Origin of the sequence: Rouxiella sp. S1S-2, from assembly GCF_009208105.1 — a bacterium.
Lineage (GTDB): Bacteria > Pseudomonadota > Gammaproteobacteria > Enterobacterales > Enterobacteriaceae > Rouxiella.
Map to the genome: position 1 here is coordinate 2948457 of NZ_WFKL01000001.1, position 16762 is coordinate 2965218.

Below are 16762 nucleotides of genomic sequence, written 5' to 3' on the forward strand. Positions count from 1 at the left end.
GAGATGATTTTACAAGCGTTAACCTGCGGGCTGTGGCGTGCGTATGGCCGGGAACTTATGCAATAATCCATGCAAGATGTCAGCCATCTGTTCGCTCATCGCCTCTTCACTCTCTGGCGCGGGCACGGCGGCGACGGCGGCAAACACCTGATGCTTAAGGAAATGTCGCCAGACGACTGGCATTGATGCCAAAAATTCGGTGAGCAACGCATAGCGGGCGCGGGTCCATACTGTTTCAAACGCGCGGCGGGCGTGGCCATAATCAAAGTGTCCACTGCCCTGATTGGGCATGCTGCTGCGGGTGATTTCCGTTTCAAAAGCGTCAATTGCGCCGTCGTGTATAACCACGCCATAGTCACGGCGCGCCCCTTCCAGACTGACAAAACCGCACTGCACATCACGCAGAACACTCTGCGGTGAGCGTTCTCGTGCCGGACCGTAACCGCCCGCACCGGGGCCAATTAAACGCACGACATCGCCCGGATTACACTTGATGACGTCGATATTCCCGTGCTCGATTTTATGCTCAGTGTCGGGATTCGTCTGGAAGCTGGCGTTTTTTCCGGCACTGCCACCGACTGCACCGGCCGAGGCAAACACCGAACGGTTACGGTTGCGTGCGGTCACCACGGTATTGGGCGCGGTGACTTCAAATTCCATCACCGTTGCCATGCCGCCACGATAGCGCCCCGCGCCGCCGCTGTCAGGGAACAGCCCATAGCGGCGGACCAAAATAGGCACTTCTGCTTCATTGATTTCTACTGGGGTATTTTTAAGAAATGCCGAAAGTCCGCCCGAACCGTCAGGCCCGTCGTGACGCGGCGTACCGCCCGCCCCGCCACCAACCGGCCCCATTGATGCCACCACAGTGCGACTCTGGGCATCGACAGTTTTAATGTTAACAATCGAGTTGCCGCCGGGTGAGTTGGCGGGCAGCCTTTCGGGCACCGCCAGCGAAAACGCGCCGAGCGTGGCAATCTGCGACACGGCACAGGTTAACGAACGCATGCCCACGGCGGCGGGCGCTTCGCAGTTCATGACTGTGCCGCTGGGCAAAATTGCTCGCGTTGGCCGCAGCGTTCCGGCATTAAGCAGCAGCCGACTGTCGAGCGTAGACAGCACGTAGGTCACCCCGACCAAGGCCAGCGGATGCCTTTCACGTCCGCCGGTCGGCATATTTAATGAGGACGTGAGCTGCGGATCGCTGCCAGTGTAGTCCAACTCAAGGGTGTCACCTGTAACGCGCAGCGTAACTGCAATACGGCAGGGATAACCGCCGTCAGTATCTTCGTCAGCATAGTCGGCATAGAAATACTCTCCGTCTGGAATGGTGGCAATAATGTTGCGCGCCTGCTGACAGGCGTAGTCCAAAATACCGTCTACGCCATGCAAAAAATCTTCAATGCCGAAGCGCGCAATAATCTCGTGAACCTTGCGTTCGCCGATATTGACCGAGGCGATTTGTGCATTGAAGTCGCCCCAGTTCTGATCCGGTGCACGAACATTAAGACGCATAATCCGTGCCACATCTTCATTGAGTCTGCCTCCTGAAATAATTTTTAGCGGTGGGATGCGTAATCCCTCTTGCACGATTTCAGTTAACGAACGCGACAGAGAAGCCGGTACCGCGCCGCCAACGTCGGTATTGTGGATATGTCCCACCACAAAGCAGGCAATCTGGCCCTGAAAAAAAACCGGTTTCCAGATATGAATATCGGGTGAATGGGTCGCCACATTACCGGCATAGGAATCATTGGTGATACAAATATCCCCTTCCTGATAGTCTTCGATCAGCGCTAAAACGGGCGCATAATCGATGCCGCCGTACCAGGGTGCACCAAAACTGCGCGGCGAAGCGAAGGCCAACCCTTCTCGCGTCACTATCTGACAGGAGAAATCTTCGGTTTCTTTCACAAACGTTGAGTGGGCGGTGCGCATCAGCGTAAAGGCCATCGCGTCGGCCGCCGCCGCACAGTAATTGGCCAGAATTTGTAAATTGCGTCCATCAATAGCCATGCTGCAACTCCTCAACGCGTTGGGTTGTCGGGGTAATGATCAAGTTACCAAAGGTGTCGACGTCAACCTGCATACCGGTTGGCACACAGGTGGTACAGTCGTCCTGCGCCACAATGGCCGGGCCTGCAAAACATTGACCGGCAAGCAGCTGTTCGCGTCGCACCACCCGCACTTCACGCTGTGCGCCATCCACCCAGGCACTGGCCGTGGACTGCGGGACGATGGCCTCGTTGCTGTAAGCCCGTTTTTTAAGGGCAGGACGCGCGGTGGGGGAACTGATCACCAGCCGTAGATTGATGATTTGTATTGCAGCAGTGGCGTCGCTGTGGCCGAAAATTTTCAGATGTTGCTGGTTAAAGGCTGCACTTATCCAAGCCAGCCGTTCTGCGGAGGGTTCACTCAGTTCCAGCCAGTCGTTTTGCAGCGGCACTTCAATTTCAAACGACTGGCCGCGATAGCGCATATCCGCTGAAAACAGCAGGCTGTAGGGTAAGTCTGCTCCGTGCTCGCGCCGCAGCCACCCCTCGGCTTCCTGCCTGAGCTGAGCCGCGGCGGCGAGCGTTTCACTCAGCGCGCTGGCGTTCAGGTCTCGATACAGGGTGCGGATAAAATCGTTTTTCAGGTCGGCGATTAGACCGCCAAGCGCCGAGAGCACGCCCGGCGTCGGCGGTATCACCACGCCTTTCATATTAAGTTCGCGTGCCAAATAGCAGCCCATCATCGGTCCCGCTCCCCCAAAAGCCAAAAAATAGAACTCGCGAGGATCGATCCCGAAGCGCGAAATTAGGCCACTGGTATCGCTATACATACTTGAAACCGCTAACTGAATAATGGTTTCTGCCGCTTCTTCAATCGTTATTCCCAGCGGTTTTGCCAGCAATGCTATCGCGCGGCGAGCAGCCTCACTGTCTACGCTAACGGCGCTGTAGCCTAACGCCCCGTGGCCGAGCAAACCGCAGGCGGCAAAGGCGTCGGTAACTGTGGCCTGCTCGCCGCCGCGTCCATAACACACCGGGCCTGGCAGCGAACCTGCGCTGTCGGGACCGACTTGCAGCACGCCGAGGCGGTCTATCCACGCTAACGATCCTCCCCCTTGTCCGACTGAGGTCACGGAAACAGAGGGGATAAATATTTGAAATTCACCGATGGTTTCGCCACTGCCGTACTCCGGTCTTCCGTCAATAATGACCGCGACGTCGGCGCTGGTGCCGCCGATATCCAGGCTTAGCAGTTTGTCGTAGCCACACTGATCGGCAATATACCCGGCGCCAATAACGCCAGATGCCGTGCCGGAGAGGATCATCTGCACGCATTCGGCCTTAGCTTGTTCAACGCTCATCACGCCGCCGTTGGACTTGGTTATCCTCGGCGGCACCGGTACACCCATTTCGCTCAGTGCGCGTTCAAAAGCGCCGAGATAGTTGATAACTTTTGGCTGCACGTAGGCGTTGATGGTGGCGGTGATGGTGCGTTCATATTCGCGAATAATGGGCCAGATTTCACCGGAGCAGGAGGTGAGCAGCTCTGGGGCCAGTTCGGTTATCATTTCGCGCACCCGCGCTTCGTTGTCACCATTGCGGTAGGCGTGCAAAAATGACACCACAACCCCTTCGCAGCCCAGTGCTTTGGCCTGTTGCACGGCGGCCATGACCGACGCAGGGTCAACCGGCTGCAGAATACGCCCCTGACTGTCGGTGCGCTCTTTGATAGGAAACACCCGATCACGGCTGATAAGCGGCTCGGGGCGACGGGAGAACAGGTCGTGAATATGCGGTATCTTCAACCGTGCCAGCTCGAGCACGTCCTCGAAGGCCTCAGTGGTGAACAGCGCCAGCTTTACGCCTTTACGTTGAATAACCGCGTTCACCCCAACCGTGGTGCCGTGTGTGAAGTAGTGCACCTCGGCAGGCTCAATACCGAAGTTATCACGCAACTGACTTAAGCCAGTGGTGATTTCACTGCCGGGACTGTCGGGACGTGATAACACCTTAAGGGTGCGAATGCTGTTATCGCGCTCATCAAGCACGGCAAAATCGGTAAACGACCCGCCGATATCTACGCCAATTCGGTAAGTCATGGTGTGTTTCCTTTTGCGATGTAGGGCTTGACGGTGATACAGGTTTCAGCGCATCTCGACGAGGCAGGTCCGGCGGGATTGCCGGGAGTGATTTCCATGATGTTCTGCGGGTGAGTGACCAGGTTCCAACCGGCGCGATGATAAACGGGCTGCGCGTCACGGGTAGTGAGCATCCATTTTGCAACGTCGGATAAGTCTGGATGACTGCGCACCACCTCGGACAGCCAGGTGCCAACGCCCTGCCCGCGAAAATGTGTGTCGATGAAGATGTCCATCACGTAGGCCAGGCGGGAAAAATCAGTGACGATGCGGGCGAAGCCAATCTGCTGTCCCTGATAATAGACGCCCAGCGCTATCGAGTGAGCAATGGATCGCAGCAGGGTCTCCCGCGACTGACCTCTTGCCCAGGAAGACTGGACTGAAAGAAAATAATGAACCTTATCAATATCTAACCGGTGGCGATCGGTACTAATGACATACCCACCGCGCGCCCATTCAACAATTTTATCTTCTATGCCCCAATCCATGCCGCTGCCCTGTCTGATTGCTGTGTAGAATTTCTACATACAGTTAAACCACAGAAAGTTAGGCGGTGTTAGCGCCAGCTAGTGTCATTCGATGGAGCCAGAGAGTTGGGGTCGATGACCAGAATGTCAGGTTGTATCCCCTACCTCTCCTCTATGAAGCGCCTCGTCGGCGGCCGGCGGAGAATCGCGTAGAAAATCGCTAATCCAATTTCACCAATTTAGTCATCAACAGCCTAAAAAGCCGAAGTCTCAGGCGCATAAAGCGCTGTTCGACCTTTAACCCTATTTGTCCCTGATGGCCAAAACGCAGCGTTTTATCACCACGCGGCTTCCAGACTGGCCAGTGTATATCGCCCTCAATGTGGGTGCTTTGTCCGACAGCGTGGCGGGCAAAATTGAGCCAATATTCACTCACCACTTGGGCAAATGCTTGGTCTTGCGGGGTAAATCCGCCCCCCACCACCTGAGAGCTTTCAATCAAATGCATATTGTTCATCACGTAGGGGATTTCGCTGCCGTGCCAAGTACCGTTGGGGCAAAGCGTGCGGGCATTCTCTGACACGTAGTCAAAATAGTAACGCCACCCAGGTGCACCCGCCTTGTACTGAGCCAGCATCGCGACATAGCCCATGGTGGTAAATGCCATATCGCGGCTGATTTGACGGCCCAATTCACCGTCGTCTTTGACGCCGAAATAAAGCCATTTTATTAATCTCAGGCCCAGCGGATGCTGTTTTCTTACCCTTTTTACCACAGTGGCTACGTCAATATTAAAGTAGCTCAGTACGCTGGCCTCATCGCTATTACTGCCGATAATCAGCGGTAGCGGATGCTGTTTTCCCGCTTTGAAAACGTCCATCATCGGCGCGGGCAGCACGCTGTCGCCAGCAATCGGTACCGGTGCAATGCTTAAATTTTTATCCAGCGACCAAAAGCTGTCCGCGGGCAGCTCACGTAGCTGCTCTGCCGTGGCATGCGCCAGCCCAAAATGCTGAGCCAGGGACTCACCTCGGCCCAATGCCTGCCGCCGCGACGTATCAGGTAACGTGTAGGCACTTTGCGCGATCCCCTTCTGGAACAGCCCCTTCGCCAAAGGCGAGGCAAACAGCGAAAGCACGCTGCGGGCGCCGGAAGATTCACCAAAAACCGTCACGTTATCAGGGTCTCCACCGAAGGCAGCGATGTTGTTCTGCACCCATTTCAGGGCCGCAATCTGATCAAGCAAGGCGAAATTATTCACCACTTCGCCCGCCGGATACTCAGCGTCCAGCGCAGGATGGGCAAAGAATCCTAGATGTCCTAGCCGGTAGTTGAGTGTCACCAATACCACACCGCGTGACGCTAGTGGAGCGCCAATATAAGGAGAAAGGCCGCCTGATCCAATGGTATAACCGCCGCCGTGGATCCACACCATCACCGGCTTCTTCTGCTCACGGCTCGGTAATGTCGTCCACACGTTGAGATACAGGCAGTCTTCACTGAACACGCCAGGATCGCCCCCACCGACGGCCGTACAGTATTCCCGGTTTTGCCAGCTTGATTGACCAAAGAGGCGAGCATCCCTCACCCCCTGCCATTTTTCCGCTGGCTGCGGCGCACGCCAGCGAAGTTTGCCAACCGGCGGCGCGGCAAAAGGAATGCCTTTGAAAGTTGCAATCCCGTTTTCCCATTCTCCCGCGACTGTTCCGGAATCGGTGTTGACCAAAGAGGGGTCATCGTTAGCGAGAAACTGCTGGTTGGGCATACTGAATCCTTATCTCATCAACCCATTTATTTGGGCTGCAAATTGTCATCATTTCATATTGCATCGGGTAACGACGCTTTGCTTTGATAAGGCATGTTTATTTCACCTTTCTGTCAGGTCATTGAGTTTCACCGCATCTATTGATTCTAGCTGCTACGCTTGAAGATAGCGCTTTTTGACAGAATTCGGCGCGTTGCGGGCAGCAGTGTTTTAAAAATCTCATTAAGACAACAACCAGCAAGTTAATTTACATATTTTTTCAAAAGCAAATAACCAACAAAATTACCGTTCAACAATATGTTTTTTATACTAATAATATTTTTACAAATAAATTATTAACTGAGTTATACCTGAATTTTTAAGTAGATGACTGGCATAAATGACAGACATACACAAAATTGTGCATGAGTTGTATTTTTACTATCCTTTGAATGTTTTATGGGCTATAATGTAACACGAAATTACTGTTATTTATTAAAGAGGTATCGTTCTCTCTTTCGGATCGGCGCAATGTTTTTCGTCAAGGCTATTTTCACCTTATGCCTTAGCGAGCAGCATCATATAGAAGGAAAATTTCCACCATGGTGTCAGCACAGGACCAACACAAGCAAAAATCCCGTCATAAAGAGTATTCCCTGATTTTCCCTATTATCGCCCTGGTAGTTCTGATGCTTTGGGGCAACAGCAGCAACTTTGGTTACGTGGTCGGCATCAATGCCATCGCTTTAGTCGGTATTCTTGCCAGCGCCTTCAGCGTTGTGCGACACGCCGACGTATTGGCACATCGCCTCGGTGAACCCTACGGCTCCCTCATTTTAAGCCTCTCGGTGGTTATCCTGGAGGTCAGTCTAATATCCGCACTGATGGCAACCGGCGATGCTGCTCCCGCCCTGATGCGCGACACACTATTTTCAATCATTATGATTGTGACGTCCGGACTGGTTGGCTTTGCGCTGCTGCTCGGCGGCCGTAAGTTCGCGACTCAGTACGTTAATCTGGGTGGCATAAAACAGTATTTAATGGCGATATTCCCGCTGGCCATTATTGTGCTGGTGCTGCCTGCGGCACTGCCAGGCGGCAATTTTACGACTCTTCAGGCACTGTTTGTCGCGGCTATTTCTGCGGCCATGTACGGCGTTTTCCTGCTGATTCAGACTAAAACACACCAAAGCCTATTTGTTTACGAACACGAAGATGAAGACGACGATACTCCTCATGGTAAACCGTCTTCACATAAAAGCCTGACCCATGCCCTGTGGTTGGTGGTGCATTTGGTGCTGGTTATCGCCGTCACCAAATTTAATGCTAATCCGCTGGAAATGCTGCTGACCGAACTCAATGCACCGGCGCAGTTTACCGGCTTCCTGGTGGCGCTGCTTATCCTGTCACCTGAAGGTTTGGGCGCATTAAAAGCGGTATTGAAGAATCAGGTACAGCGCGCGATGAATCTGTTTTTTGGTTCAGTATTGGCGACTATCTCGCTGACCGTCCCTGCGGTAACCATTATCGCCACCCTGACCGGACAGCAGCTGATGTTCAGCCTCGAACCTGCCAATATCGTGGTGATGTTGTCAGTATTAATTCTGTGCCAGATCTCTTTCTCGACCGGACGTACTAATGTGCTCAACGGTACCGCTCACCTGGCGCTGTTCTGTGCTTATATGATGATTATTATGCTCTGAGGTTGAGACGCTTTATTTGAATAGCTAATTGACAAGACTGCTAATAATAAAGGCCGCCAAAATTGGCGGCCTTTTCTTCTTTACGCTGCTGCTACAGGATTAACGTAAACTGGGTGTATTATCAGGAGTAGGCGTTCAGCGCATGTTGGCACAAGTCTGAGCGCACACAGTCCTCTTTGGTAAAGCGAATGATGCCGACCATCTCGTCTTCCTGGAAGCGAGTAAGCGCATCCGAAAGTCCTGACACCACGCCGCGTGGTAAATCGCACTGCGTGATATCCCCGTTAACAATAACCGTCACGTTTTCACCGAGACGCGTTAAGAACATTTTCATTTGACTGGCAGTGACGTTCTGGGCTTCGTCCAGAATAACCACTGCGTTTTCGAAAGTACGCCCGCGCATATAGGCGAATGGCGCAATTTCAACTTTCCCTATTTCCGGTCGCAGACAGTACTGCATAAAAGATGAACCCAGACGACGAACCAGAATGTCGTAAACCGGCCTGAAATAAGGAGCGAACTTCTCAGAAATATCACCGGGCAGGAAACCGAGGTCTTCATCGGCCTGCAACACCGGACGGGTCACTATAATCCTATCTATCTCTTTATGAATTAACGCCTCTGCCGCTTTCGCAGCGCTGATAAACGTTTTGCCGCAACCTGCTTCGCCTGTGGCAAAAATCAACTGCTTATTCTCTATGGCTAATAAGTAATGACCTTGAGCTTCCGTACGCGCTTCGATAGCGGAGGTATCGCGAGAATCGCGAGCCATGCCGATAGATTCCAAACCGCCCATTTGTACTAGTGAGGTCACTGACTCTTCCTCGCGTTGGCGGTGACTGCGTGAATCACGTCTAATAACACGTTTAGCTTCACGACGAGCTTGGATCACTGCTTTTTGTCTTCCCATAGTGGCACCTTACAGTTTGTTTCACTTAACGCTATAGGCCTAAGGCCCGCACAGTTATGTTTCACACACAGATTAGGTTTTGGTCTCCTTTTAGACCAAGTTGAGCCAATGAATAACGTGAAGAGGAAATAAAATGCAGTCGGTTAATAACTAACCGGCTTCTCCATTTCTTTTCACGTGGAGGCATTGTCATAAATGACAAACCACTGACCATGACAGTCAATAAGCCAGTAAAAAATCCAATGGAGGAGTTGGGTTCATTCAGTGAGAGAGTTAGGTCAGTTAAAGAACGTGGTCGATGAGAAGTCTTGGAAACAGAGATTAAATTGAAAAGTACTCGGATGGATAAAAGAGAGTCGATGTTCTGGCCCTCGTCTGCCGATAAGTCAGGACAACGAGTGGTTGGTGATAAAGCGTTATTTTTACAGCCTAGCCCAAACATGGACTTTACCATTCGCTATCCCCGCAGTTGCTGCTAGTTAATTTCAGTATAACGATATCTGAAAACTTCGCTAGCGGTGTTACTTGAATGTAAAAAAAATATTTGAAGGAGTCAATAGGATCCCAGATCCTTTTTTAGATCTGACTATCCGGCTTTTTTCCGGATAGTTTTCAGAACCGTATCGAGCTGTATCACGGGGAATAAAAAAGGTGCTGCGGAGGATCTTTTTAGGCGATCAAATTCTCTTTGCGCTCTTGCATCAAATAACCATGAATTCCCTTCGCCAGCGCTTTGGCCATTTTAAGCTGGAAACTCGGCTGTTGCAGCAGTTGCTCTTCCTGATGGTTGGTAATAAATGAGGTTTCCACCAGCACAGAGGGTATTCGCGGTGACTTGAGCACCACAAAGCCTGCCTGCTCAATATGGTTATTGTGCATATGATGGACGGTAGAAATGTTGGCGGCCAAATGTTTGCCAAAATCCAGGCTGCGGTTAATAGTTTCTGTCTGATCGAGGTCAAACAAGGTCTGCTTGAGATAGGCATCATTTGTTTTAACATCATTGTCATATATTACATCTACACTGTTTTCACTCTGCGAGAGATAGCGGGCCATCGCGCTCCCTGCCCCGTGCTCGGAAAGAGCAAATACCGATGCGCCAGACACCTGATCATTGGTGAATCCGTCGGCGTGGATAGACACAAACAAATCAGCTTCGTGCTGATGTGCCAGGCTTACGCGGTGATACAGCGGAATAAACACGTCATCTTCGCGCGTCAACACCGCATGTATTTTAAACTCTCTTTGCAACTGCTGCTGAAGGTGTTTGGCGATATCCAATACGACATGCTTTTCATAGGTCCCTTTGCCGCCAATCGCGCCCGGGTCTTTACCCCCGTGCCCTGGGTCAATCATCACTAACAGCGGCCGTTCGGCTATTTTTTTAGCGCTTTGCGGTGAGACCTCCGGCGTTTCTTCTTCTACTACTGCCGGTGTGGCAGCAATAGCCCCCCTCGCTACGGTGACACTAATCAATTTTACGCCGTTGCTGGTTTGATGATTAATTTTTGCCGGCTGATTGAGCTGGAAGACAATACGCGCCGTTTCGGGATTAAAATGGGCTATTTTTGCATGCACAATCCACGGAAACTTTTGCCTTACCACCACCAGCGAGTGCATTAACGACGATGAGAAGGCCGTCATTGAAACGTCAATAACGACCCTGTCTGGATTGTCTAGACTGAATACTCTTGCATGAGGATCGCCTGCCGGAAGAGTAATATGTAAACTGTCGCTGGTTGATTTGAGATCCAACAAAGCTATTTTTTGTGCGGCAAATATCTTTGGCGATACCAGACTCATGCCCATTCCAAAGATAAGCAGTTTTCTTCGGGCTTGATTAATGGTCATAAATTACTCACTCTCCAGGGAGCACGTTAGAAACAAAATTGGCGTGCTTGATTCTGGAGTAGCAACATTCTAGAAACCAGTAACAATCTACTAATAATCCGTTAAATTAATCTCTGTATATTTCTATTTCATTGAATATTTATCAAAGCGCGGTAAATGTATTATTTATTTTCACTTTGACTTACTTATTCATAAATAACATCCACAAACCGTATTCATAAACAACGCACACCAAAGACCCTCGCAACGGATATTAGTCAATTCATTAGACCTGCAGGTCGTTTCCCTCTGCCTGTAAGTGCTTTTCGTACAATGGGTTAAGCAGTATGTTCATAAATAATTGTTCCGTTTGGTTAAAATTTACCGCTTGCGTTTGCCTTTTGGCCCTGCGTGATGTGTCGGATGGCTGCAATACCAGTGCTCGCTCATAGGCAAGCTGAAATAAACCACAAAAAATATCTGGATTATAGTAAGCCATACTAAGTTTGACGTCAGGTTGAGAATAGAGATACTCCACCAGTGGCCTCAGTGATCTCTTCTTCAGAACGTTATCTCTCAAATAGGTTGAATCTGCGATATCTTTATCCCAGAAAAGATTGTAGAAATTACGCAAAGCGCGCTTGTGAGTAAAATTTTTCGAGTGAGCATAAAAATGGCGATAAAACGCGTAGGCGAAGCGGAAGTTTTTAGCGAGATAATCTACAAAAAACTCCTTATCGATCATCAGTTGTTTAGCTAATCTGGCAGCACCGGCAAAGCTGAAATTTTTGGAAATACTGCCTGGTTTTAGGTATATCTCCTCTTGAAATGCATAGTTGATATCATCGAATACTAAATGTCCTAACTCATGGGCTAGCGCGAACTCCAGGAAATGGCTATTTGATAAATAGTCGAACAGATAGATGCTTTTGTCCTCTTCATTGTTATAAACAAAACTGTAAGCACCATCACCAAATATCAGCTTCTCTACCGGCGTTTTGAAACATCCAGAGACTAACTTACTTTCAGACATTCTGTCGGCCACCACCACGATATTGTCAATTTTGAAAGACGCAATCCTTTCTAAATAATTCTTGATTTTCACATTAAATTCATAAAGTTGCCCCGTAGAGAACTCCGCATTAAAAAAGGTGGATAGCAGCTGAGATAGATAATCAGGCGTGGCTAATGCTTCTGAAATTTTAGTCGCCATTTTGTTTAAATTTGTTAATGCACCTACAATCCCCTGATATAAAAAGGGGTAGTTACGCGCTATTTTTTCAGGCGTCGCGGCTTTAATAACATAGTTACCCTCGGCTTTTCCCGCATAACGCATCCTATTCAGCCAGCGATTTAACCAGTGATTGGCTTTTAAATTTCTTGAAATATAAGTATCAAAATAGGCTTTACTGCTGTCTTTAAAGGCCTCTTTAAGCCGTTTATGTTCACTCACCTTCTCTTTCAACGCCTGATATTCAGAAATCAGCTGACTCACCTTAGCCATAAAATCTTCTCTCACCGCCAACTGTTCAGAGCTAAGATTATTTTTATTTTTCAGTGAAGCGGCATACTCAAACAGTTTACTGGAGAAAACCCCCATCTCATTAAAATTAACGACATCCACCTTCCATTCGCCAATATTTACAATAAAGTCGCGTAACATTTTAGGAACAGTTTCCCAGATGTCACTGTATTGCTCAGTAATTTCTTGCGCCAGTGTGGCGCAGTCTATTTTATTTAACACCACCGGATCTGACAGGTTTTTTAACTGTCGGGTTAATGCCTCAAGGGCGGTGGTGCGTGCAGGGCTGTTAAGACGCGGTACAGTTAAATAACCACAGTGCTCGGGAGAAAAAAGCTCGGTGATTAACGCCTGATCCGCAGGATCGTTCCGTTTTTGACGGCGGTAGTCTGAAGTGAGCTTTTGACAAAAGATACCGCGATGCTGACTGTCCCAGGAGAGCCATCGCCCCTGACCGTCAGGATGCCGATAATAAATTTCCCCCTCCGCGTCTTGCCAACCGACCACTATACGCCGCGCACTTTGCTGCTCTATCCAAATTGAATTTATATGCCAACCGGCGGGAATATTTTCGAGCTCACCCAACAAACTGTCATACACATCCTCAGTTCCCGTAAGATGGCTTGACCTGGGGGTCGAACTAAAATGGATGGCATTGTCGCGGAGATAACGTAATTTCCCGTTATGTTGTGCAACCTCAATCCACTGGTCCTCAGGCATGCCTGCGGGGGATATTATATAACTGTTATTATTTGCCGGACGTTTTTTGGCTGGGTAATACCGTGGCCCCTCGGCATTATCCTCCCTCAGGGCAATAAATGGTGCGTTAATTTCCGCAGCCTGACTGTGTGAATATTGAGCCAGATTATCCATTGTCTCCCGCTGGTAAATTGCTGTACGTAACATGGGTATATTTGCGTTATTTAACGTTGTCCGTAGCGTAGCGCCGTCGCTGAGACTCGGCTCTCTTTCAATCAGCGCAAGCAACGAAGGGGTATGATTGGGTATCAGTAACTTATTGTGCTCATCGAGACGAAATACCTTCTTGTGCCCTTCTGCGGTATTGAAAATACAGTACAGGTTGTCATGTAACGGGTCACGCCAGGCGAGATAGGGCAGAAAATTATGCGGTATATCCTGTAAAGCCAGCGTGGCATAGGCGGCCGGTGGTGCCAGGAGAGGGGCTAACTTGGCATTGGCCGTCAGTCGATGTCGAATCTGATTAATTGACAGTAACCCGGTGGTCAATTTCTGCTCGACTTCACTTATCGTTTGGTCCAACTTCGCCAGTATCATTTCATGTGTATCGGTAGCAATATTATCTTCCAGACTCCTTTTCAGCACATTTTTAATCACGTTGCCCACGGTTTTCATCCCCTCTTCCTCTTCACTTCCTGCCGGGAAATAGGCATAGAGGCAAAATGTACCGTCGAGAATAAACGTCCCTATATGCGCATTAATTAAGTCCACCATGGCGTCTTTACAGCTCCCCAGCGGGGTAAGATAAATCAATTCGTTCAAAAGGCGGGAAAACCAGCTTGAATGATGTGCTTCGGGTTTAGCCTCGCGAGCAGGCGAATCAGCGTTCGAAGGCAATATGGGAGAAACAACAGCAACAAACTGTCGTTGTATAATTTCATGCGCCAGATTGCTGGCAGTCTGGGTCCAATTTCTCATACCGATATTGGAATAAAGCTTGCCTTGACTCTCCAGAGTGAAACGGTAGCGCGAAGGTTGAGCAAGGAAAGTGTCTGACAAACGTCCAAGGAATTCGCTTTTACCCTGATGATTCAAGAAATTTTCTCGCTTAATCAACTCATCAGGTAGTGTAGCGGTTAGGTTGAATGCCAACCCTTGAGTCGGATCACTTTGAATCGGCAAGAGGGAAATAAAGTAATCCGTTTTATGCTGCCGGAGGGGCGTCTCACCATTACTGCCGCCGCAGGACAGAAAAAAACCAACATACGGGCCTGATTGGTGCGCATTGCTGCCTTGCACATCAACCATGCGCACGAACTGCAGGTCGACACCGTCAATATTGTGCAGATAACTGAGCAAAATATTTCTGTCTTTCTGCGCCATGGTTTCCAGCGCCAAAGCATAAAGTCTTCGTTTCACGGCAAGAAAGTTTTGATAGGCTTTCACGCGCAATGCATCATCATTCCTTTTGGTGTTTAATTCGGCTGCCAGCCTGCGTTTAGCTTCCAAAAAATGAATGACCAATACCCCTTCGCGCTTAAGGATTTCCGCAGATCGTATTATCCCCAGAGTAAAATAGGCGTCAGGCATATTGAACAGCGCCTCAGTTTCTGAAAATTCATCTATCAGCGCCTCTGGGGAATTATTAAGTAACAAGTCTTGCCCCAGTTCGGCAAGTTCCTTTCGGCTGACGGTAGCGATTGTTTCACCGTCATTTAAGCGCCTGATACCCAGACTCATCATCAAGCCTTCACGCGAGAGGCAAGCGACATCCTGCAAGTCCACCCTGCTCCTGAGCGCCATGAAGGGATATTCAAACTCCATAAGCCGGGTGTGCAAGTGCATCATTCTGATAAACCGGTGCCTTGTCAGGTATTCCGGCAGTGAGTCTTGTTCCCCTTGCATTAAACTCACGATGCCGGATTTAAACAGCTCCTGCATTTCGTTCAAAAGGCCATCAAGCATGCCAAACGTTATCGGCCCTTGGCCATTGGTGAGTCTTCTCATCTGCTGATTGCTGTGGGTGAGTAACTGTCCTGGAAGTGGCATTTGCCTGTCAAGCTGGCTAAATAACAGCGTTGCCAACATAAATTCGGCAACGGGAGAGGCCATCAGTGCGGCTCTCAGCTCTTCGTTTTTATCAAAAGGGGAATCAGACAGCAGAATAGTCAGAAAAATGTTCTCCTCTTCAGGCGATAAGTGCAACTTTTTGTCACTGCCATCCTGTATCACCAACCTTTCAAAAGTAGTGATAACGTCAAGCAACTGCGGATTGTGGCCAGATGCAATACTGACACGAGTCCATCCTGTATTCTGGTTGTCGTGAACGTATTGGTGGATGATTTTCTGCAACCTTTCTAAAGGTAGCCGATGCACCCAGGCGTTAACCTGTTCAAATAAATCACCCATATTTTTAGCTGAAGCGGGCGCAGTGACATCAGTTAAACATTTCATGCAGTCCGGAGGCGTATTATCGGGCGCAAACAGTGGGCCAATCGAGCCATCGTCGGCCAAGATATTTAACTGGTACAGTTCTTCTATCTGCGTTCCGGCATAGGACGCACGGACTCCCGTAGCGGCTCTAAGCTTTTCGAGTAACGCATGACGTTGCACCTGACTTAACTCAAACAGCTTTTCGCGGTAGACCACAGACAAGGCCCCATCATTGATGACGCTTCGGCGACTTCTTGCGCCTGAGGTTGCCACAAACTTTATCCTTGGTGATGACCATGGAGCCGCGCGCGCAGCGGTTTCTGCCGATTCGGCAACGGGAAACCGCAAGGGATCGTTAAAGCCTAATGAGGGTAGCGTCAGAGAAGCTGTGGCGCTGGCGCGAGTATCAACGTTAAGTGCCAGATCGCCAGTACTGAGGACGTAAATTGCGCGATTTTTACTTTCCTCAATTTGTAAATACAACCCGGCTCTGGCTAAATCTGTCACTGCCTCAAGGCTGGCATTGTGTAACGGGGACGCATGACAGCGGTTTAACGGGGTATCGCGACAGCGGCCGATGAATACCGCCGTTGAATCGGGTGCGATGCGATAAGAAGATGTACTGCTAACCGAACCAAAGGCCGGCCTTGTGTCAGGTAAACCCAGTGAGAATGACTCTCTATGGCTAACCTGGGCCTGAGTGTCAAAAAAATCGTCGTTAAAACTCACTGCTGATAGGGCCGAAGTCTGTATCGCATCGCTTTGCCAGGTTAGCGTTTGCGCAGGGATATTCTGCGAGAAAATCGAGTCGATTGAGAATTCGCAGGCTCCGGCTAAATAGCTTGCCAACTCTCGGGTATAAATCGTGGAGGGAGGGGGCTGGAACGGGTGGCCACACCATTTAACAATGAGAGGATAAATCATTAAAAAGGTCGAGGCAGGTCCTAACAGTCGAGTTGAAGACAGCGCATACCCCTCGCTTTTCAAATAGTGATTAAGGCTGGCGAGCACAGGTTGGTGCAGTGACGGATACTCTGCTAGCCCTACGTCAGCCGCCGTGCTCTGGATCTGCTTAATCAGTGAAATGGCTAGCTCAAAGGCACCGTCGCTGAGTTTCCAGATAAAGGCTTTGGGTGATTTTGTCAGTGAAAATGAAACCGGTACCGGTAGGCTATTGACTACGCTGTCGATGACACCTCTGAGGGTATGAACAAACGCGCTGCTTTCATCCGCACTCTCTACCCCCCTACCGTTTAACTCTGTCTTAGTGAATATCGCTTGTTTAATCAGCGGCATCGATGCTCCCCTCGTTAAAATTTAGC

8 protein-coding genes are annotated in these 16762 nt (G+C 49.8%); 1 reads left to right on the forward strand and 7 read right to left on the reverse strand.

Going from position 1 to position 16762, the window contains the following annotated elements; translation table 11 throughout:
- Positions 1-18 precede the first annotated feature (18 nt).
- From GA565_RS13670 to GA565_RS13685, 4 genes are all read right to left on the reverse strand, one after another.
- Positions 19-2016: a hydantoinase B/oxoprolinase family protein gene (locus GA565_RS13670; RefSeq protein WP_152198911.1), complete on the reverse strand. Its 1998-nt coding sequence runs from the start codon at positions 2014-2016 to the stop codon at positions 19-21.
- Entirely contained in the window at positions 2006-4093 is a 2088-nt protein-coding gene (locus GA565_RS13675) for a hydantoinase/oxoprolinase family protein (protein ID WP_152198912.1), read from the reverse strand. The genes GA565_RS13670 and GA565_RS13675 overlap by 11 nt, the downstream gene beginning before the upstream one ends.
- The gene (locus GA565_RS13680; RefSeq protein ID WP_152198913.1) at positions 4090-4620 is read right to left on the reverse strand and encodes a GNAT family N-acetyltransferase; all 531 of its coding nucleotides are present in this window, start codon (positions 4618-4620) and stop codon (positions 4090-4092) included. The genes GA565_RS13675 and GA565_RS13680 overlap by 4 nt, the downstream gene beginning before the upstream one ends.
- A 199-nt stretch (positions 4621-4819) precedes the next feature.
- The gene (locus GA565_RS13685; RefSeq protein ID WP_152198914.1) at positions 4820-6364 is read right to left on the reverse strand and encodes a carboxylesterase/lipase family protein; all 1545 of its coding nucleotides are present in this window, start codon (positions 6362-6364) and stop codon (positions 4820-4822) included.
- A gap of 581 nt (positions 6365-6945) precedes the next feature.
- Here GA565_RS13685 and chaA point away from each other — a divergent pair.
- Positions 6946-8046 (forward strand): sodium-potassium/proton antiporter ChaA, encoded by a 1101-nt coding sequence (gene chaA / locus GA565_RS13690; RefSeq protein ID WP_152198915.1) that lies wholly within the window; start codon positions 6946-6948, stop codon positions 8044-8046.
- 121 nt (positions 8047-8167) lie between these two features.
- Here chaA and phoH read toward each other — a convergent pair whose 3' ends face one another.
- The 3 genes from phoH to GA565_RS13710 all read right to left on the reverse strand — a co-directional run bounded on the left by phoH (position 8168) and on the right by GA565_RS13710 (position 16364).
- On the reverse strand, positions 8168-8956 hold the full coding sequence (phoH, locus tag GA565_RS13695) for a phosphate starvation-inducible protein PhoH (protein ID WP_055779925.1): 789 nt from the start codon (positions 8954-8956) through the stop codon (positions 8168-8170).
- 669 nt (positions 8957-9625) lie between these two features.
- Positions 9626-10807 carry an N-acetylmuramoyl-L-alanine amidase gene (locus tag GA565_RS13705; RefSeq protein ID WP_152198917.1) on the reverse strand — a complete coding sequence of 394 codons (1182 nt, stop codon included), beginning with the start codon at positions 10805-10807 and terminating at the stop codon, positions 9626-9628.
- Positions 10808-11072: 265 nt separating this feature from the next.
- The gene (locus GA565_RS13710) at positions 11073-16364 is read right to left on the reverse strand and encodes a hypothetical protein (RefSeq protein ID WP_152198918.1); all 5292 of its coding nucleotides are present in this window, start codon (positions 16362-16364) and stop codon (positions 11073-11075) included.
- Between the last annotated feature and the right edge of the window lie 398 nt (positions 16365-16762).